Below are 18,144 nucleotides of genomic sequence, written 5' to 3' on the forward strand. Positions count from 1 at the left end.
GGGGTCGATGGCGGGGCGCCTGGGTTTCCCGCCGGCCACCTTGAGGGTGTCGCCGCCGGTGTCGGTGGACATCATGCGGAGCTGTCCGCCGACGACGATCAGCGCGACGGCCGCGGCGTAGACGGCGGCCCGGCGCAGCGCGGGCCGCAGCCCGCGCTCCCAGACCAGATTGCCGATCGTCGCTCCCGCCCCGATGACGAAGGCGATGACGTAGGGCCCGGTCAGCGCGGTGATCTGCAGCAGTGCGGTGCTCGCGTGCTGGGACGCGGCCCGCATGCCGTATGCGGTGCCGAACGGGCCGTACGTGCCGAGGAGGAATTCCACGGACATGGCCGCGGCCGGGAACAGCAGCACCCTGCCGAGGGTGCCGGCGCGCGGGCCGAGCAGCCGGTCGACCACATACGGCAGACCGTAGGCCATTCCGAAGGCCACATCGCCCAGGAAGGTGAGCCAGGTGATGGGCACGGCGAGTTCGGCCATCCACAGCGCGGCCGACGCCACCGTGACGGCGAACACCGCGGGCAGGGCCACGAGCGGGCGGGTGTGGCGCAGGAAACGGAGGAGGAGCAGCGGCGCCACCCATGCGGCCAGGGGCACGTCGAACCGGCCGCCGACGGACAGCAAGGACGCCGCGGCTCCGCCCCACAGGCATAGCCAGGGGCGTTGAGCGGGCAGGGCGAGTCGTTCGGTCATCGGGCGCTCCTGTGCGCGGGCCGCGTCCCCATGGACCGGCCCGCATCGATGTGTACGATGCCCACATTGAAGGATGGAGGTGTGGACACTGTCAACATCCATTGGCTCGGGATACCACCACGGGGATCTGCGAGCGGCCCTGCTGGACTCCGCTCTGGCACTCCTCAACACCGGGGGCCCGGGCGAGCTGTCGCTGCGCGCGGTCGCCCGGCACGCCGGGGTCTCCCCGAACGCCCCCTACCGCCACTACCGCGACAAGGAGGCGCTGCTCGCCGCCCTCGCCACCCGGGGCTTCACGGAGCTGGGCGAACGCCTCGCCGCGGTCGCCCCCGGGAAGGCCCCCGACGCGGAGGTCATCGCCATGGCGTGCGCGGCGGTCGACTACGCACTGGACCACCCCGGGGTGTACCGCCTGATGTTCGGGCAGGCGTGCAGCAGCCACCCCGACACCATCGCCGCCTCCGACGCCGCGATCGCCATCGTGGCGGAGCGCATCGCGGCCATCGCGGAAGCGGAGCGGCGCGAGCCACTGCGGATCGGGATCTGGGCCCTCGTCCACGGGCTGAGCACACTGCTGCTCGACGAACGCCTCGGCACCCCGACGCGCGCCGAGGCCGACGCCCTGGTGGAGACGGTCGTACGCACCATACTGGGCGCCGGCCCCGAACGGCCGGACGGGGGATCCGCGACCGGGTGAACGCCACGCCGATCAGCGGGAGTTCACCGGGTCAGCTCCCCCCGGTGGCGTAGAACGGCTTGCACACGGTGCCCACGTAGTCCGTGGCGATCTCCAGCACTCGGCTGCCGTCCGCCGAGGGCAGCAGCGCCGAGCTGTAGTTGGGGCACCAGTCGACCACCTTGGAATCCACCCGCACCGGTGCGGAGATCGAACGCCAGGCTCCGGTGCCGCCGTTGCCGTTGGTCCAGACGGTGGCACCGCTGCCGGTGGCGGTGGTGCCGTCGGCGTTGTTCAGGACCTGGCCGATGAGGAACAGCTTGCCCCGGGGATTTCCGGGCTCAGGGGCCCAGACGAGGTTCGGGGTGTGGGTGAAGTACTTTCCGTCGGCGGTCTCGGGCCGGTAACCGAGGTGGGCGGGGTCGCCCCAGTTCCAGCCGTCCCACGAGGTCCGGTAGTGGACCACGCATGAGTACTGCCCCTGGGCGGCGCAGATCTCGTAGGCCATGAAGTACTGGCCGTCGGGCAGTTTGCGCACGATGGGCATACCGGGCCGGTCGGAGGCGAGATTGCTGGCGACGGTGGCGTGGTGGCCCGTCCAGGTGATCCCGTTCGCGCTGCGGGCGGCGACCAGCTTCTGGCTGTGCGCGGGGTCGGTCTCGTCCGAGTAGTGGGCCACCAACCGTCCGCTGGAGTCGATGGAGAACTCCGGCTCCCACAGTCCCTTGGCGTTGGGGGCGGTGGCCACGGTGGACAGATAGGACCAGGTGCGGCCCTGGTCGTTGCTGCGGAAGACCCGGATGGCCATCCGGCGATCCGGCTCGTCCTGGCCGATGGAGGCCGCCCACAGCAGGGTCCCCGCGGGCATGGCGCCGACGGCTCGCGGCAGTTCGTACAGGGTGGCGCAGCATTCGCCCTGTCCACCGGACGCCTCGGGGTCGGCCACCTCGCCCACCTGCCGGAAGGTGGCGCCGTCGTCGGCGCTCTCGTAGATGGCACCGAGCCCGTCCGAGCCGCGGAAGGTGACCACTGAGGCGAGGACGCGGCCGTTGGCGGCGCCGTTGTGCTGGAGGCGCAGGGCGCGGGGGTAGAGGCCGGTGCCGTCGCGCAGCAGCGTCCCGGAGGCGGCCGCGGCCGGGGGTGCCTGAACGGCCAGGAGCGAGCCCAGGACGGCCAGGAGGGTCAGCAGGGTGGGCAGGATGCGTCTTCGGTGCGGCGTGGTCATGCACGCTCCCTCGGGAGGAGTGGTGAAGGGGGGAGGGACCCGGGCCATGCGTGGCGCAACGCTAGAGAGAATTTCCAACGTTGTAAATCCCTCGCGCAGGCTTCCGCACAGGCTTCCGCGAGGGCCGAGGCACGGCCGGGACGGGGCCGCGCTTTCACGAAGTGCCCGGGACCGGTACCGCCCCCGGCCGGGGCACCGGGCCGGTTCGATCAGCCCCACCCGGACACCGCGGGCGGTCACCTCCTGGCGCATGGCCTCGCTCATGGCGCCCACCGCGTGTTCGGTGGCCGAGTAGCCGCCGTTGCCGGGCCGTGCCACCCGGCCGGCCACCGAGCTGACGTTCACACCACATCCGCCACCCCGCGCGGGCCGTCGGAGGGCGCGGACTTCTCGGCCGACTTCTCAGCGGACTTCTCAGCCGAAGGCGCCGCTGTAGGCGTTGAGCGCGGGCTGGCCGCCGAGGTGGGCGTAGAGCACGTTGGAGTCCTTGGGTATGTCGCCGTCGCGGACGAGGTCGATGAGCCCGGCCATGGACTTGCCCTCGTAGACCGGGTCGAGGATCACTCCTTCGAGGCTTCCGGTGAGCCGGATCGCCTCGAGAGTGGAGTCGACCGGGACGCCGTAGAGGTCCCCGGCCCAGCCCTCCAGCACGGTGATCTCCTCATCGCGCAGCTCCCGGCCGAGGCCGATCAGCCCGGCGGTCTCGCGTGCGATCTTCTCCACCTGGGCACGGGTCTCGGCCAGTTTGGCGGAGGCGTCGATGCCCAGGACCCGGCGGGGGCGGTCCTGGCCCGCGAAGCCCGCGATCATGCCCGCCTGGGTGGAGCCGGTGACGCTGCACACCACGATGGTGTCGAAGAAGACCCCCAGCTCCCGCTCCTGTTCCTGGACCTCCCGCGCCCAGTTGGCGAAGCCGAGCCCGCCCAGCGGATGGTCGGAGGCCCCGGCGGGGATCGGATACGGCGTGCCGCCCGCCGCGCGGACGTCCTCCAGAGCCTGGCTCCAGCTGTCCTTGAAGCCGATGCCGAACCCGGCGTCGACCAGCCTCACCCGCGCGCCCATGATCCGGGAGAGCAGGATGTTGCCCACCTTGTCATTCACGGAGTCGGGCCAGTCCACCCAGCTCTCCTGCACCAGGACGGCCTTCAGCCCCAGCTTCGCCGCCACCGCGGCGACCTGGCGGGTGTGGTTGGACTGCACACCGCCGATGCTCACCAGGGTGTCCGCGCCCTTCCGGAGCGCGTCGGGGACGAGGTACTCCAGCTTGCGGGTCTTGTTGCCGCCGAAGGCCAGTCCGCTGTTGCAGTCCTCGCGCTTGGCCCAGACGCGCGCCCCGCCGAGACGCTCGCTCAGCCGGTCCAGGGGGTGGACCGGGCTGGGGCCGAACAGCAGGGGGTGGCGCTCGAAGTCATCGAGGGACATGGGTGACTCCTTGTGGGTGGTGCCGGGTGTCCGCCGATCCCTACCCCGCCCCTCCCCCTCGGCACACGATTTCCTCTCCACCGCCACGTCGGGACACGAGCCGAGCCCTCCCCGGCCGCCTCCGTCACTACCCGACCGGCGTATGCCAGTAGGCCGTTGGGGTCCCGCTGCTGTCCAGCCTGAGCACCCTGCCGCCGGGTCGCGGCGACTATCTGTGCCTGAGCCCTCGTACCGCCGAGACGGCGCTCGCCCGCCGAGCCCACCCGTCCGCCCCACTCGCCCAGGGAGCCGAGATCATGCCCCAGTACTTCCGCGACTCACCCGAGTCTCTCGTTCCCGACGCGCTCGCGGGCTTCGCCGCCGCCCATGCCGATCTCGTCGCCTACAACCCCGACCACGGATACTTCCGCACCCGCCACACCGCGCCCACTCGCCGCGTCGGGCTGGTCTCGGGCGGCGGCTCCGGCCATGAACCGCTGCACTCCGGCTTCCTCGGTACGGGGATGCTGGACGCCGCCTGCCCCGGGCGGATCTTCGCCTCGCCCCACAACCGGCAGATCTTCGAGGCCAGCCGGGCCGTCGCACGGGCCGACGGGGTGCTGCACATCGTCAAGAACTACACCGGCGACCGCATCAACTTCGGCATCGCCGCCGAGCGCCTCGCCCACGAGGGCATCCGCTGCGCCCGTCTCCTCATCGACGACGACCTCGCCACCGACTCGGACGACATCGCGGTCGGCCGCCGCGGCACCGGCGCCACCCTGATCGTCGAGAAGATCCTGGGCGCCGCCGCCGACGAGGGGCGCGGCCTGGAGGACCTGGTGGCGCTCGGCACCGATGTGACCCGGCGGGCCCGCAGCCTCGCCGTAGCCGCGGCCGCCCACACCACGCCCCAGTCCGGGACTCCGGCCTTCACCCTGCCCGACAACGTCCTGGAGTTCGGGGTCGGCATCCACGGAGAGCGGGCCGAGGGGACCACCCCGCACGCACCGCTGGGCAAGCTGGTCGAGACCATGACCGACCAGCTGCTGGCCGCGCTGCCCGACAGCATCGGGACACGGGTGCTCGCCCTGGTCAACGGGCTGGGCTCGATCACCTCGCTGGAGCTGTACGGCATCCGCCACGCGGTCGCCAAGGCCCTGGACGACCGCGGTGTCGGCCTCGACCGGTCCCTGACCGGCACCTTCGTGAGCGCCCTGGACATGCGGGGCTTCTCGCTGACCCTGTTCGCCACCGACGCGGAGGCGCTGCGGCTGTGGGACGCCCCCGCCCGCACCCCCGCCTGGCCCCTGTGATCCGTCCGGCCCCCGAGCCCCCGTTACCGCCCCGAGGAGTTGCCCCGCTCATGCCCGACCAGCCCGGCCCCAAGGGCCTCACCCACACCGCCGTCATGAACTGGATGACACGGTTCGCCGCCACCGTACGCTCCGTGGAGCCCGAGCTCACCGCGCTCGACCAGAAGGCGGGCGACGGGGACTTCGGCGCCAATCTGGTCACCGGGATGGACGGTGTCCGCCGCGCGCTGGACGCCCTGGCGGCGGGCGCGGGGAACGGCGAGCGGGACCGGCGGGGGCCGGACGCGCCGCTGGACGCCGCCGCGCGGGTCTTCCTCGACGACGTCGGCGGCACCAGCGGCCCCCTGTTCGGGCTGCTCTTCCAGGAGCTCGCCGACGCGCTGGGGATGGCCGCCGACCCGCCCGGGACCGCGGCGCTGGCCCTCGGCACCGCCGCGGGCGCGGCCGCGATCCAGCGGGTCGGCGAGGCCGAGGTGGGCGACAAGACGATGGTGGACGCCCTCGTCCCCGCCGCGCGGGCCCTGGCCTCCTGCGAACCCACCGCCGACCCCGCGCACGCGCTCCATGTGGCCGCGATGGCGGCCCATCGGGGCGCCCGCTCCACGACCGATCTGCGCGCCCGCCGCGGGCGCGCCAGCTACACCGGCGACCACTCGCGCGGCGTCCCCGACCCGGGCGCCCTGGCCGTCGCCCTGCTGTTCGCCTCCGCACACGCCGAGCTCACCTCGCTCAGCCGGCTCCCCGTGTCCTGAGGAGGAAGGCCGAGGCGATCGGGGGATCCCCGGGACGTGCCGCCCGCCGGTGAACGCCGCGGCCGGGCCGCACGTACTGGGATCCGAGTCCTGGGCCGCATGAGAGGAGCAGAGCGGGGCAGACGACCAGGATTCGATTGTCGGCTCGATCAAAGGTGTCCGGGAGAATCTGTGCAGCAGGAGACCGCCGCCCGTGTGACCACACCACCGGCCGTGCCACGGCCGCGCGATGGCGGCGCGTCCGGAGGCCGGACGCGCGACCCGTACTTCGACAACGCGAAGTACCTCACCATCGTGCTGGTGGCGTGCGGCCACACATGGGAGCCGCTCACCTACGGCAGCCGGTCGGCCACCGCGATCTACCTGATGGTGTACGCCTTCCACATGCCCGCGTTCGCCCTCATATCGGGCTACTTCTCGCGGAGTTTCGACATGGCGCCGGGGCGGGTGAAGCGGCTGCTCACGGGTGTCGTCGTGCCGTACCTGGTCTTCGAGGTGGCGTACACGCTCTTCTACCGCTGGGCACAGGACGATCCGGGCTATCCGATCAGCCTGCTCGACCCCTGGTATGTGATGTGGTTCCTGGCCGCGCTGTTCATCTGGCGGGTCACCACCCCGCTGTGGCTGGCGCTGCGCCATCCGGTGCCGGTCGCGCTGGCGGTGGCCGCGCTGGCCTCGATCTCACCGGAGGCGGGCGGGGATCTCGGTCTCCAGCGGGTGCTGGCGTTCCTCCCGTTCTTCGTGGTCGGGCTCACCCTGCGCCCGGACCACTTCACCCGGCTGCGGACCCGGCGGGCCCGGCTGGTCGCCCTTCCGGTGGCGGCCTTCGCCCTGTGCACGGCGTACGCGGTGGCGCCCTGGATGGACGCGGAGTGGTTCTACCACCGCAAGAGCGTCGCCAAGCTGGACGGCGTACCGTCCTGGGCCGGTCTGCTCACCACGCCCGCCCTCTTCGGTCTGGCGCTGGTGCTGACGGCCTGCTTCCTGGCCTGGGTGCCGGGGCGCAGGACCTGGTTCACCGCGCTCGGCTCGGGGACGCTGTACGGCTATCTGCTGCACGGCTTCATCATCAAGTCGTCCCGTTTCTGGGACTGGTACGACCATCCGTGGCTGCACACCCCGCTCGGGGAGCTCACCGTCACGGCGGCCGCGGTGCTCATGATCACCGTATTGTGCACGGAACCGGTGCGACGGGTCCTGCGCGCTCTGGTGGAGCCACGCATGGACTGGGCGTTCCGGCGCACCGGTTCATCAGCCGCTTCCTGAGGGCGGCGAGGCGCTTCCTCTTCGGCGAGCGGGAATCGCCGTCAGCGGCGGCGGACCTTGACGGTGTTGTCGGTGCGGGTGGCCGGCTTTCCCTCGGGGTCGGTCATCTTCTCCTCGTGGGCCGCGCTGACGAGGACGTCCCACTCCCCGTCCGCGAGCTCCAGCCCGGCGAGCACCTCCTCGGGGGTGGGGAAGTGGATGTCCGGATCGGGGTCCGTCGCCCAGGACGGGAATCCGGCGTGCCCGGTGATGAGCAGCACTCCGCCCGGTGCGACGGCGCCCGCGGCGCTGCGCAGGATCCGCTCCCGGGGCAGTTCGAGCCAGGAGTGGAGGAAGTAGGTGGAGACCAGGTCGAAGGTGCCGGCCGGGAAGGACACGGACAGGTCGTGCGGCTGCCATTCGATACGGTCGCCGACACCTTCCGACGCCGCGTGTCCGGCGCCGCGGTCCAGGGCCACCTGGGAGACGTCGACGGCGGTGACCCGCCAGCCCCGCCGGGCGAGCCAGATGGCGTCGGCGCCCTCGCCACAGCCCAGATCCAGTGCGTGGCCGGGGGTCAGCCCGGTGACCTCGCGCACCAAGGCGGCGTTGGGCCTGCCGCTCCAGACGCGGTCCTCGGCGCTGTAGAAGTTGTCCCAGAACTCCCCGTGCGTGGTGTCGGGCGAGATGTCGTGCGGCTTGGTGGTCATGTCGGATGCGCTCCCTTCGTTGGGTCAAGAGGGTGCGTCCGGCCGTGGCCACTTGACAAACTTCTTTGCCGGGGTGGCAAATGAAGGTATGGCTGACGAAGACCTCACCGAGGTGCTGACCGCCGTAGGACCCCGGCTGCGGGCGCTGCGGCGCACCCGTGGCACCACCCTCTCCCAGCTCAGCGAGTCCACGGGCATCTCGCTGAGCACCCTGTCGCGGCTGGAGTCGGGGCAGCGCAAGCCGACCCTGGAGCTGCTGCTGCCGCTGGCCAAGGCGTACGGAGTGCAGCTGGACGAGCTGGTGGGGGCGCCGGCCACCGGGGATCCCCGCGTCCATCCACGACCGTTCACCCGGCAAGGCCAGACGTTCGTTCCGCTCACCCGCTATCTGGGCGGGCTGCACGCGTACAAGCAGATCATGCCGCCCCGGCCGCAGGACAGGAGCGATGAACCCCTGGAGCAGCGGGTGCACGAGGGCTATGAGTGGCTCTATGTGCTCTCCGGGCGGCTACGGCTGGCGCTGGGCGAGCACGATCTGGTGCTCGCGGCCGGTGAGGCCGCCGAATTCGACACCCGCACCCCCCATGGCTTCGCCAACGCCGGGGACCAGCCGGTGGAGTTCCTCTCCCTGTTCGGGGCGCAGGGCGAGCGCATCCATGTCCGCGCCCGCCCCGCCGGCACCTGACCCGCCCCCGGGGGCACCCGGGGCGTTCACCCCGAGGGCTCGTCCGGGACGGGCTGCTCGGGGTGCACACTCCCGGTCTGCGGCCTCCCCCGCCGTCCGGTGCCGGACTCGTCCGTCTCGGGGATGTCGTCCACCTCGTCCGGCTCATGCCCGTCGCCCGCCACATCCAGGTGGTCGGGCCCGTCCTGCGCCTGCTGGTCGGGGAGGTCCCTGGGGATCCCGCCCCGCTCCTCGCGCTCCTCCGGTCGCCGGTCGTCGCTCACGATGCCACTCCTTTCGTCGATGAAGGGGGCACAGCAGAGGCGACTACCCACGAGCGCCGGGCGGATGCATGGCCGGCCGGTCCGATGCGGCCATCCGTGCACGCGGCCGGTTACTCCCCGCCCTCCAGCACATACAGCTCCGGCAGGTTGACCACGATGGCCTCCTGGGTGCTGCGGGCGATGACCACCACCGCCTCGTCGTCGGGGTCCGGGTTCTCCTCCCGGTGCGGCACATGGGGCGGTACGAAGACGTAGTCACCCGGCCGGGTGCGCAGCCGGACCTCCTCGACGTGTCCGTCCCGCTCCTCGGCGAAGACGAACTCGGGGTGGCCCCGCACCACGAAGATGGCCGTCTCGGAGTCGCCGTGGTGGTGGTTGGCGGAGGCGGTGTCCGGCGCCACATGGGTCTGGCCCATCCAGAGCCGCTCGGACCCCACCGACTGGCCGCTGATCGCGGCGAACCGCCGCATGCCCTCGGTCTGGGCGGTGCCGGGGTCGACGTCCTCGGTGTGGATGTGGTGCACACGCGACCGCGACGGACCGTCGGGGGCGGTGGCCTTCAGATGCGGATGGAACGCGTCGTGCTGCTGCGCGGGGTCGCCGCCGGGCGTCGTCATGCCACCGACCGTAGAAAGCACCGGTAATGGATGTCAACCGGTGTCCTTTCGCTCACCAGGCACAACACCCCGAAATCCACGCTGCATAATGGCCGTATGCAGATCTCGGCGAAGGCGGACTACGCGGTCCGGGCGCTGGCGGAGCTGGCCGCGGACCCCGGCAGGCCGCTCACATGTGAGGCGATAGCGACCTCCCAGGACATCCCCTTCCGGTTCCTCAAGGCCGTCTTCCGCGATCTGCGCCAGGCCGGTCTGGTGCGCAGCCAGCGCGGCTGCGAGGGCGGCTACTGGCTCGCCCGCGACCCCGCCGAGACCACGCTCGCGGACATCGTGCTCGCGGTGGACGGGGCGTTCCTGACGCTGCGCGGCGAGCGGCTGGACGACCTCGGCTACCGCGGCCCGGCGGCCGGGCTGCCCGGGGTGTGGCGCGGGATGGAGGCGCATGTGCGCCAGGTGCTGACCTCCACCGCCCTGAGCGATCTGGTCCGCGAGCGGCTGGCCGCATGACGTCCGTACGCCCTGACCGCCTCCGGCACCCCGAGGCGGACGGCGACGGGGCCGTCGAGATCGTGGAGTACACCGATCCGGCCTGCCCGTGGGCGTGGGGCTCCGAGCCCGCGTTCCGCCTGCTGCGGGCGCTCACCGCGGGGCGGGCCCGCTGGCGCCGGGTGTTCGGCATCCTCTTCGACGAGGACGACGATCCGGCACCGGATCCGGCCGCCGAGACCGCCTGGTACGGCCGCTATGTCGCCGATATCGCCCGCCATACGCGGGCGCCCTACGCCCACCGGCTGCGCTGGGTGGCGGCCACCAGCCGGCCGGCCTCGCTCGCCGCGAAGGCGGCCGAGCGGCAGGGCGCGACGGCCGCGGAGCGGGTGCTGCGGCGGCTGCGCGAGACCACGTTCGTGCTGGGCACTCCGGCCGATACGGCTGGGCGGGTGCTGGACGCGCTGACCGGTCTCGACGGTGTCGATGTGGGGCGGCTGGGCGCGGAGACGGGCGATCCGGAGGTGGCGGCGGCCGTCCGGCGGGACCACGCCGAGGCCCGCGACCCCATCCCGGAGGCGCATGCCTTCCACGCCCCGGGGCCGCATGGCACGGGCGTGAAGGAAACCGACGACGGGGTGCGTTACGCGCTGCCCACGCTGGTGCTCTCCGGCCCGGGCGGGCGCGTGGCCGCGCCGGGGTGGCGGAGCATGCCCGAGTACCTCGCCGCGCTGCGCACGGTGGCTCCCCGTCAGCTCTGGGAGGCGACCCCGATCGGCCCCGGGGAGGCCCTGGCGAAGTACCGCAGTCTGACCGGGCCCGATCTGTCCCTGCTGACGGGCGGAACCACTCCCCCGCCCGCGGCCGTACGGGTCGATACGGCGGGCGGGCCGCTGTGGCTGCACCCGGACGAGGCGACCACCCATCCGGCGCTCATCACCGCCGGAGAATCGGAAAGCCCCAGGTCGTAGCCGTCTTGGCGAATGAGACACCGAAAGGTGTCCATTGACTCACCGGCCCTCGCCCCGCACCATGGGCACATGCTGACGACGCACCCCGGTGTGGTGTGCCGATACGTGGACTTCCGGCGCACCGCCAGCGCCATCTGTCGCTGATCGCCCCTTTCCCGTTCCGCGATCCGCGATCCGCGACGATCCGCCGCGTCCCGAGCGCCTCGTATCGCTCGTCCCCCCTCGTTTTCCTCGTGCCCTCGCTGACGAGTGCGGCCGCGTACCGGCCGTAAATCCGCGCCGTCCGAGGGCAGTTGACACCACGAAAGGCGACGTCCAGCCATGACTTCCGCCGCCCCGCCTCCTCCCGTCCGCCGTCCGCCCGATCCGCCACCGGGCCCCGCACCGGCCCCCGCACCGGACCGGCGCTCCGTTCTCGGGCTGGCCCTGGGGGCGAGTGGTTCCCTGCTGCTGGCCGCCTGCGGCGGGGTGGCGACCACCGGCGCGGGCAGCGGGGGCGAGACCCTGCGCTGGGGCTGGGATCTGCCCTCCACCTGGGACCCGGTGTTCTCCTCCAAGGGCTGGGATGTCCATCTGCTGTCGCTCGTCTACTCCGGGCTGACCCAACTCGACGCCAAGGGCGGCGCCAAGCCCGCGCTCGCCTCCTCCTGGCACTACTCCCACGACGGCCGACGGCTCACCTTCACCCTCCGCCGGGGCCTGCGGTTCTCCGACGGCACACCGGTGAACGCCGAGGCCGTCAAGAAGAGCCTCGAGCGCGGCAAGAACCACCCCAAGTCCCTGATCGCCTCCCAGCTGACCACGATCGACACGGTACGGGCCACCGACCCGCACACCGTGGTGCTCGAACTCACCGAGGCCGACTACCAGTTGCCCGCGCTGCTGGCCGGGAAGACCGGCATGGTGGTCAGCCCCACCGCGTTCGGGAAGGACGAAGAGCGGCTGGCCACCAGGCCGGTCGGCCACGGCCCGTTCCGGCTGGTGTCGTACACCCAGAACTCCATGGCGAGCCTGCGCCGCGACCCCGGCTACTGGAACGCCGAGCACATCGCCGTCGAACGCTTCGAGGCGTTTCCCAAGCCCGATGAGACCACGGCGCTCGCCGCGCTCCAGTCCGGGCGGCTCAATGTGGCCCAGATCCCGTTCAGCCAGGTCGAGGCGGCGCGTGAGGCCGGATTCACGGTACAGCTCATCCCGTCGATGGTGGTGCGCGTCCTGGATGTGAACACCGCCATGAAGCCCTTCGACGACCCCGCCGTCCTCAAGGCCCTGAAGTACGCCGTGGACCGCCAAGCCCTGCTGGACAGCGAGCAGTTCGGCCATGGCGAGGTGGACCACCAGCCCTTCCCGCCCGGCTACACGGGCTTCGACCCGTCGCTCGGCGCCGTGTACAAACACGATCCGGAGCGGGCGCGCGCGCTGCTCCGCGAGGCCGGGTATCACGACGGCGTCCAGGTGACCATCACCACCGCCCAGCCGCAGGGCGCGCCCGAGCAACTGCAGGCCCAGCTGAACCGGGTCGGGTTCCGGGCCCGGATCGAGGTCATCCCCGAGGCACGGACGTCGCAGGTGGTGTACGTCCAGCACTCGCGCGCCCTGTACATCGACCAGTTCGCCGGGCGGGAGTCACCGGTGCAGGCGATGCAGGTGCTCTTCGGCGCGGAGGGGCTGATGAACCCCTCCCGCCGTACCACGCCCGAACTGGACGCGGCCGTGGCCGCGGTGCGCCGCACCCCGCTGGAGTCGCCGCGCTATCCGCAGGTGCTGCGGGCGGCCACCGCGGTGGCGGTGCGCACGATGCCGAACGTGTTCCTCTACACGGTGCCGCGCGCCCTCGCCCGTACGTCCTCCGTCTCCGCCATCCCCTCGCTCCCGGTGGTACAGCGGTTCGAGGGGGTGACGGCCGGATGACCGCGCTCGCCGCACACCTCGCGCGTACCCGCCGGAAGGCCGTACGCCAGGCCCGGCTGCCGCGCTCGCTCGGCCGGGTCCTCGCCACGGCGGGCACGGTGTTCCTGCTGTCCTCCGCGCTGACCTTCGGTCTCGGCGCGCTCTCCGGGGCCAATCCGGCGGCGGCCGTGCTCGGCGAGACGGCGACACCCGCCGACATCGCCCGGATGAACCATCAGTTCGGCCTCGACCGGCCCCTGTGGCAGCAGTACGTGTCCTGGCTCGGGCATGCCTTCACCGGGGACCTGGGCCGCTCGTGGTTCACCACGGTCCCGGTGGCGACGAGCATCCGGCAGGCCATTCCGGTGGATCTGTCCATCGCCGGGCTCGCGCTGCTGATGGCCGTGGTGCTGGGCGGGGCCGCCGGTGTCGCCGCCGCGCTCAGGGCGGGCGGACGGCTGGACCGCGCCATCACCGCGCTGTGCGCGCTGCTCGGCACCCTGCCCGGTTTCGTCGTGGCCATCGCGCTGGTCACGGTGTTCTCGCTGAGGCTGGGGTGGATGCCGTCCGGTGGCTATGTACCGCTGGACATGGACCCCGCGCAGTGGCTGCGGTACACCGTGATGCCCGCGTTCGCGCTGAGCCTGGAGGCCGCGGCCGCCATCGCCCGTCAGCTGCGCACCTCGCTGGTGGGGACGTTGCGGGAGAACTATGTGACGGGCGCGGTGATGCGCGGACTGCCCGCCCGGCGGGTGGTGCTGGGCCATGCCCTGCGCAACGCCGCGGGACCCGCGCTGACGGCGCTCGGGATGAGCGTGCCGATGCTGCTCGGCGGTGCGGTGGTCACCCAGCAGATCTTCGCGCTGCCCGGGCTCGCCCAGCTCACCCTGCAGTCGGCGGAGCAGCACGACATCCCGGTGATCCAGGGGACGCTGCTGGTGACCATCGCGGTGGTGCTGGTGGTCAATGTGGCCGTCAACGCGGCGCTGCTCGCGCTGAATCCGGCCGCCCGGCGCCGGGAGGTGACGCGCGGATGAGGACGTTGCGACGGGCGTGGCGGCCGACCTCCGCCAAGGTGGCGCTGCTGGTGCTGCTGGCCATCGCGCTGCTGGCGGCGTTCGGCGGCTGGCTCGCCCCTCATGACCCGCTGGTCCAGAACCCCCGGAACATGCTGCGCGGGCCCGGCCCCGGCCATCTTCTGGGCACCGACTACCTGGGCCGCGATGTGCTCAGCCGGCTACTGGAGGGCGGTGGCCGCTCGGTGGCGGGCGCCGTGGAGGCGGTGGCCGCCGCGATGGCGGTGGGGGTGCCGACCGGGCTGGCCTCGCTGTGGATGGGGCGGGTCGGCGAGTGGCTCGCGCAGCGCGCCGTCGACGCGCTGATGACACTGCCGTTCACCGTGTTCGCCATCGCGGTGGTGGGCGCGCTGGGCAACGGGATGCACCAGGCCATGCTGGCGCTCGGGGTGCTCTACGCCCCGCTGTTCTTCCGGATGACCCGCGCCGCCGGCTTGAGCCTGCGGCACGCCCAGTACGTGGAGTCGGCCGAGCTGTTCGGCGCCTCGGTGGGGCGGGTGCTGCGCACCCACATCTGGAGCAAGGTCCTGCCGACGGTCATCGTCACGGCCGCCCACGCGCTGGCCACCTGTCTGCTGGTGGTCTCCTCGCTGACCTTCCTCGGGGTCGGTGTGCAGCCGCCCGCCGCCACCTGGGGCGGCATGCTCGCCACCGATCTGGGCTTCCTCACCCAGCAGATCTGGGCGCCGGTGTTCCCGGCCGCGCTGATCGTCATCACCGCCGGTGCGCTCAATCTGCTGGCCGACGCCGTACGGGACGCCGGGGCGGACGAACTGCTGCCCGGCGGCGCTCCGGACCCGGCCACCGGGTCCCCCGCCGCCACCGCCGAATCCCCCGACACCACCAAGGAGCGGGCCGATGCCGCACTCCCCGTCGTCTGACCCCACCACGCCCGGCGCGCCCACTGACCCGTCGGCCGCGCTGTCGGTCGAGGGGCTCGGCGTCACCGTCTCGTCCGGGCGGCTGACGGCCGTACGCGATGTGTCGTTCACCGTGGGCCGCGGTGAGGCCGTCGGCCTGGTCGGCGAGTCGGGCAGCGGCAAGACCCTCATCTGCCGGTCGGTGCTCGGGCTGCTGCCCGCGGGCTGCGCGGTGTCCGAGGGCGAGATCACACTGGCCGGTGAGGCGCTGACCGGGCTGTCCCGCCGGGAGTGGGACCGGGTACGGGGCACCCGGGTGGGCGCCGTCTTCCAGGACCCCGCCTCGTATCTCAACCCCTCGCTGACCGTGGGGCGTCAGCTGACCGAGGTGCTGCGGGTGAAGTCGGGTCTTGACCGGGCGCGGGCCGATGCGCGGGCCGTCGAGCTGTTCGCCGCCGTCGGGCTGCACGACCCCGCCGAGGTGGCCCGGCGCCATCCGCACGAGCTGTCCGGCGGGATGCTGCAGCGTGTGCTGATCGCCGTGGCGGTGGCCTGCGCACCGGATCTGCTGGTGGCCGACGAGGCGACCACCGCGCTGGATGTGGTGGTCCAGGCCGAGGTCCTGGAGCTGCTGGCCCGGATGCGCGCCGAGCAGGATCTGGCGCTGCTGCTGGTCAGCCATGACCTGGCGGTGATCGCCGAGGTGTGCGACCGCGTTCTGGTGGCCTACGCCGGGGAGCTGGTCGAGGACGGCCCGGCCGAGCGGGTGCTGAACGACCCCCTGCATCCGTACACCGAGGCGCTGTTGCGCGTGGCCACCGTCGGCGACTGGGAGCGGCGCGAGCTGGAGGTGATCCCCGGCGCGCCGCCCGAGGTGGGCGCGCGGCTGCCGGGCTGCCGGTTCGCCGATCGCTGCGCGTTCGCCGCGCCCGAGTGCCTCAGCGGTCCGGTGCCGCTGCGGGAGACGGCCGACGGGCGGCGGGTGCGGTGTGTCCGCGGCGAGGAGCTCGATCTGTCGCGGGCCGGTGCGCGCTCCACCCGGGAGGTGGCGGTATGAGCGGGCTGCTGGAGCTCTCCGGGCTGACCGTGGCCTTCGGCCGGCGGGGTGCGCGGCCGGTCCTCGATGGTGTGGAGCTGTCCGTGGGCGAGGGGGAGATCGTCGGGGTCATCGGGGAGACCGGCTCGGGTAAGACCACGCTGGCGCGTACGGCCGTGGGGCTCGTCGCTCCGCGCTCGGGGCGGGTGGTCTTCGACGGGCGCGAGATCTCCGGGCTGCGGGGGCGGGCGCTGCGCGCGTTCCGCCGTTCGGGGCAGCTGAGTTACGCGTTCCAGGATCCGCTGCGGGCGCTGGACCCTGAGCTTACGGTCCGGCGGGCCGTGGCCGAGCCGCTCGCCGTGGCGGGGGACCTCGGCGACACGGACATCGCCGCCCGCGTGGCCGAGGCGCTGGAGACGGTGGGTCTGGACGCGGCGCGGCTCGGCGATCGGCTGCCGGGCGCGATCTCGGGTGGTCAGCGGCAGCGGGTGCTGCTCGCGCGGGCGATCGTCACCCGGCCCCGGCTGCTGATCGCCGATGAGCCGGTGAGCGCCCTGGACGCCTCCAACCGCAACCGGGTGCTGCGGCTGCTGGACCGGCTGCGCACCGAGCGCGGGATGGCGGTCGTGGTCATCTCGCACGACCTCAGCTCGCTGGCGGGCATCGCCGACCGGGTGGCGGTGCTCTACCGCGGCCGGGTGGTGGAACAGGGGCCGGTACGGGAGGTGTTCGGCCGGCCCCTGCATCCGTACACCGCGCTGCTCATCGCCTCCGCGCCGAGCGTACGGGCCGAGGGCGGGCCGGGCGCGGCGGCGCTGCGCCCGTCGGCCGAACCGCCCGCGTGGACGGCTCGGGAGGGCTGTGTCTTCGCCCACCGCTGCCCGTTCGTCACCGACGCCTGCCGCACCGCGCCCGTACCCGCCCCGGTGGGCCGGGGGCGCACGGCCGCCTGCCACCGGGCGTCCGAGTGGCGCGAGTTGGTCGCCGCCCCGGTCACCGCGCGGCGGCCGCCGGGGACCGGGCTGCTGGAGGCGGCCCCGTAAAGATCTCCTAAATCACTCTGAACGCAACTCGTGCGCCGCCCGTATCCACTGCCGGGTCGTGCTCGTCGCGGATGAGCGGATCCCGTAACCCCCCAACAGGAGGTCATGAGTTGAGCCATAAACGGGTACCCAAGCGAAAGATCGTGTTCGCGGGGGCCGGGGTCGCCGCCGTGGCGGCAGCCGCGATCATCCTGCCCAACGCCAACGCCTCACAGGACGACAAGTCCGAGGCGGCCCAGCCCAAGAAGGTGGACGCCGCGTCGGCAGCGGACATCGCCGCGGAGCTCGCCTCGCAGCTGGGCGAGGCGTTCGGCGGGGCCTACTACGACAAGGACAAGCAGCAGGTCATCGTCAATGTCGTCGGCGACAACAACAATGTGAACGTCCAGGTCAAGAGCGCCGGGGCGGTGGCCAGAAAGGTCGACAACAGCACCAAGGCGCTGCAGACCGCCGCGAAGACCCTCAAGACCAAGGCGACCATCCCGGGCACCTCCTGGTCGGTGGACCCCAAGACCAATGAGCTGCGGGTCACCGCGGACTCCACGGTCACCGGGGCGAAGTGGGACACCCTCGAGTCCACCGTGAAGTCGCTGGGCGACGGCATGGCCACCCTGAAGAAGTCCACGGGCGAGTTCAAGCCCTTCGTCGCGGGCGGCGACGCCATCTTCGGCGGCGGCGCGCGCTGCTCGCTCGGCTTCAACGTCACCACGGACAGCGGCGCCCCGGCGTTCCTCACCGCCGGTCACTGCGGCGTGGCCGCCGAGCAGTGGTCGGACTCGCAGAACGGCGCGGCGATCGGCACCGTGCAGGACGCCACCTTCCCCGGTGACGGGGACTTCGCGCTGGTCACCTACGACGACGCCAACACCGAGGCCCCCAGCACGGTGAACACCGGCGACCAGTCCGTGGACATCGTCGGGGCGGGCGAGGCCACGGTGGGCCAGCAGGTGCAGCGCATGGGCAGCACCACCGGGCTGAACGACGGCTCGGTCACCGGTCTCGACGCGACGGTCAACTACCCCGAGGGCACGGTCAGCGGGCTCATCCAGACCGATGTCTGCGCGGAGCCCGGCGACAGCGGCGGCCCGCTGTTCAGCGCGGACGGCCAGGCCATCGGCCTGACCTCCGGCGGCAGCGGTGACTGCACCGCCGGCGGTGAGACCTTCTTCCAGCCGGTGACGACCGCGCTGGACGCGGTC

At 72.6% G+C, this 18,144-nt stretch carries 18 protein-coding genes and 2 pseudogenes; 13 read left to right on the forward strand and 7 right to left on the reverse strand.

Features of this window, described 5'->3' with window-relative positions; genetic code table 11:
- Positions 1-693: pseudogene (locus ACFXB5_RS14735) on the reverse strand (nitrilase); the annotation flags it as partial.
- 79 nt (positions 694-772) lie between these two features.
- On the opposite strand from ACFXB5_RS14735, the gene ACFXB5_RS14740 reads away from it, so the two are divergent.
- Complete coding sequence (locus tag ACFXB5_RS14740) at positions 773-1,390, forward strand: TetR/AcrR family transcriptional regulator (RefSeq protein WP_385207094.1); 618 nt, start codon at positions 773-775, stop codon at positions 1,388-1,390.
- A gap of 31 nt (positions 1,391-1,421) precedes the next feature.
- Here the strand turns inward: ACFXB5_RS14740 and ACFXB5_RS14745 are convergent, their stop codons facing one another.
- The 3 genes and pseudogenes from ACFXB5_RS14745 to ACFXB5_RS14755 all read right to left on the reverse strand — a co-directional run bounded on the left by ACFXB5_RS14745 (position 1,422) and on the right by ACFXB5_RS14755 (position 4,016).
- Positions 1,422-2,594: a sialidase family protein gene (locus ACFXB5_RS14745; protein WP_385207144.1), complete on the reverse strand. Its 1,173-nt coding sequence runs from the start codon at positions 2,592-2,594 to the stop codon at positions 1,422-1,424.
- Between the two features lie 258 nt (positions 2,595-2,852).
- Positions 2,853-2,939 (reverse strand): annotated as a pseudogene (locus ACFXB5_RS14750) (oxidoreductase); the annotation flags it as partial.
- A 69-nt stretch (positions 2,940-3,008) separates the two neighbouring features.
- A complete protein-coding gene (locus ACFXB5_RS14755; RefSeq protein ID WP_385207097.1) occupies positions 3,009-4,016 on the reverse strand; it encodes a 1-aminocyclopropane-1-carboxylate deaminase in 1,008 nt (335 codons plus the stop codon).
- Positions 4,017-4,312: 296 nt separating this feature from the next.
- On the opposite strand from ACFXB5_RS14755, the gene ACFXB5_RS14760 reads away from it, so the two are divergent.
- From ACFXB5_RS14760 to ACFXB5_RS14770, 3 genes are all read left to right on the forward strand, one after another.
- Positions 4,313-5,311 carry a dihydroxyacetone kinase subunit DhaK gene (locus ACFXB5_RS14760; protein ID WP_385207099.1) on the forward strand — a complete coding sequence of 333 codons (999 nt, stop codon included), beginning with the start codon at positions 4,313-4,315 and terminating at the stop codon, positions 5,309-5,311.
- Positions 5,312-5,361: 50 nt separating this feature from the next.
- The gene (gene dhaL / locus ACFXB5_RS14765; protein ID WP_385207102.1) at positions 5,362-6,063 is read left to right on the forward strand and encodes a dihydroxyacetone kinase subunit DhaL; all 702 of its coding nucleotides are present in this window, start codon (positions 5,362-5,364) and stop codon (positions 6,061-6,063) included.
- A 171-nt stretch (positions 6,064-6,234) separates the two neighbouring features.
- On the forward strand, positions 6,235-7,329 hold the full coding sequence (locus ACFXB5_RS14770; RefSeq protein ID WP_385207104.1) for an acyltransferase family protein: 1,095 nt from the start codon (positions 6,235-6,237) through the stop codon (positions 7,327-7,329).
- 41 nt (positions 7,330-7,370) lie between these two features.
- On the opposite strand, the gene ACFXB5_RS14775 is transcribed toward ACFXB5_RS14770, so the two are convergent.
- Positions 7,371-8,018: a class I SAM-dependent methyltransferase gene (locus ACFXB5_RS14775; RefSeq protein WP_385207107.1), complete on the reverse strand. Its 648-nt coding sequence runs from the start codon at positions 8,016-8,018 to the stop codon at positions 7,371-7,373.
- Positions 8,019-8,106: 88 nt separating this feature from the next.
- On the opposite strand from ACFXB5_RS14775, the gene ACFXB5_RS14780 reads away from it, so the two are divergent.
- Positions 8,107-8,703, forward strand: a complete 597-nt coding sequence (locus ACFXB5_RS14780; protein ID WP_385207110.1) for a helix-turn-helix domain-containing protein — start codon at positions 8,107-8,109, stop codon at positions 8,701-8,703.
- Positions 8,704-8,729: 26 nt separating this feature from the next.
- On the opposite strand, the gene ACFXB5_RS14785 is transcribed toward ACFXB5_RS14780, so the two are convergent.
- Both ACFXB5_RS14785 and ACFXB5_RS14790 read right to left on the reverse strand, forming a co-directional pair.
- Positions 8,730-8,966 (reverse strand): hypothetical protein, encoded by a 237-nt coding sequence (locus ACFXB5_RS14785; RefSeq protein WP_385207112.1) that lies wholly within the window; start codon positions 8,964-8,966, stop codon positions 8,730-8,732.
- A 110-nt stretch (positions 8,967-9,076) separates the two neighbouring features.
- Complete coding sequence (locus ACFXB5_RS14790) at positions 9,077-9,583, reverse strand: cupin domain-containing protein (RefSeq protein WP_385207114.1); 507 nt, start codon at positions 9,581-9,583, stop codon at positions 9,077-9,079.
- Between the two features lie 96 nt (positions 9,584-9,679).
- Between ACFXB5_RS14790 and ACFXB5_RS14795 the strand changes: the two genes are divergently transcribed.
- From ACFXB5_RS14795 to ACFXB5_RS14830, 8 genes are all read left to right on the forward strand, one after another.
- Positions 9,680-10,090 carry an Rrf2 family transcriptional regulator gene (locus ACFXB5_RS14795; RefSeq protein WP_201852071.1) on the forward strand — a complete coding sequence of 137 codons (411 nt, stop codon included), beginning with the start codon at positions 9,680-9,682 and terminating at the stop codon, positions 10,088-10,090.
- Positions 10,087-11,040 carry a DsbA family protein gene (locus tag ACFXB5_RS14800; protein ID WP_385207117.1) on the forward strand — a complete coding sequence of 318 codons (954 nt, stop codon included), beginning with the start codon at positions 10,087-10,089 and terminating at the stop codon, positions 11,038-11,040. The genes ACFXB5_RS14795 and ACFXB5_RS14800 overlap by 4 nt, the downstream gene beginning before the upstream one ends.
- Positions 11,041-11,361: 321 nt before the next feature.
- Positions 11,362-12,951, forward strand: a complete 1,590-nt coding sequence (locus ACFXB5_RS14805) for an ABC transporter substrate-binding protein (RefSeq protein ID WP_385207120.1) — start codon at positions 11,362-11,364, stop codon at positions 12,949-12,951.
- The gene (locus ACFXB5_RS14810; protein ID WP_385207123.1) at positions 12,948-13,967 is read left to right on the forward strand and encodes an ABC transporter permease; all 1,020 of its coding nucleotides are present in this window, start codon (positions 12,948-12,950) and stop codon (positions 13,965-13,967) included. The genes ACFXB5_RS14805 and ACFXB5_RS14810 overlap by 4 nt, the downstream gene beginning before the upstream one ends.
- Complete coding sequence (locus ACFXB5_RS14815; protein WP_385207126.1) at positions 13,964-14,887, forward strand: ABC transporter permease; 924 nt, start codon at positions 13,964-13,966, stop codon at positions 14,885-14,887. Before ACFXB5_RS14810 ends, ACFXB5_RS14815 begins: the two co-directional genes overlap by 4 nt.
- A complete protein-coding gene (locus ACFXB5_RS14820) occupies positions 14,865-15,923 on the forward strand; it encodes an ABC transporter ATP-binding protein (RefSeq protein ID WP_385207129.1) in 1,059 nt (352 codons plus the stop codon). Before ACFXB5_RS14815 ends, ACFXB5_RS14820 begins: the two co-directional genes overlap by 23 nt.
- Positions 15,920-16,945, forward strand: coding sequence for an ABC transporter ATP-binding protein (locus tag ACFXB5_RS14825; RefSeq protein ID WP_385207132.1), 1,026 nt, complete (start codon positions 15,920-15,922; stop codon positions 16,943-16,945). Before ACFXB5_RS14820 ends, ACFXB5_RS14825 begins: the two co-directional genes overlap by 4 nt.
- Before the next feature lie 110 nt (positions 16,946-17,055).
- A partial coding sequence (locus ACFXB5_RS14830; RefSeq protein ID WP_385207135.1) for a S1 family peptidase occupies positions 17,056-18,144 on the forward strand: 1,089 nt, incomplete at its 3' end.

The sequence above is a fragment of the Streptomyces sp. NPDC059455 genome, assembly GCF_042750115.1.
Lineage (GTDB): Bacteria > Actinomycetota > Actinomycetes > Streptomycetales > Streptomycetaceae > Streptomyces > Streptomyces endocoffeicus.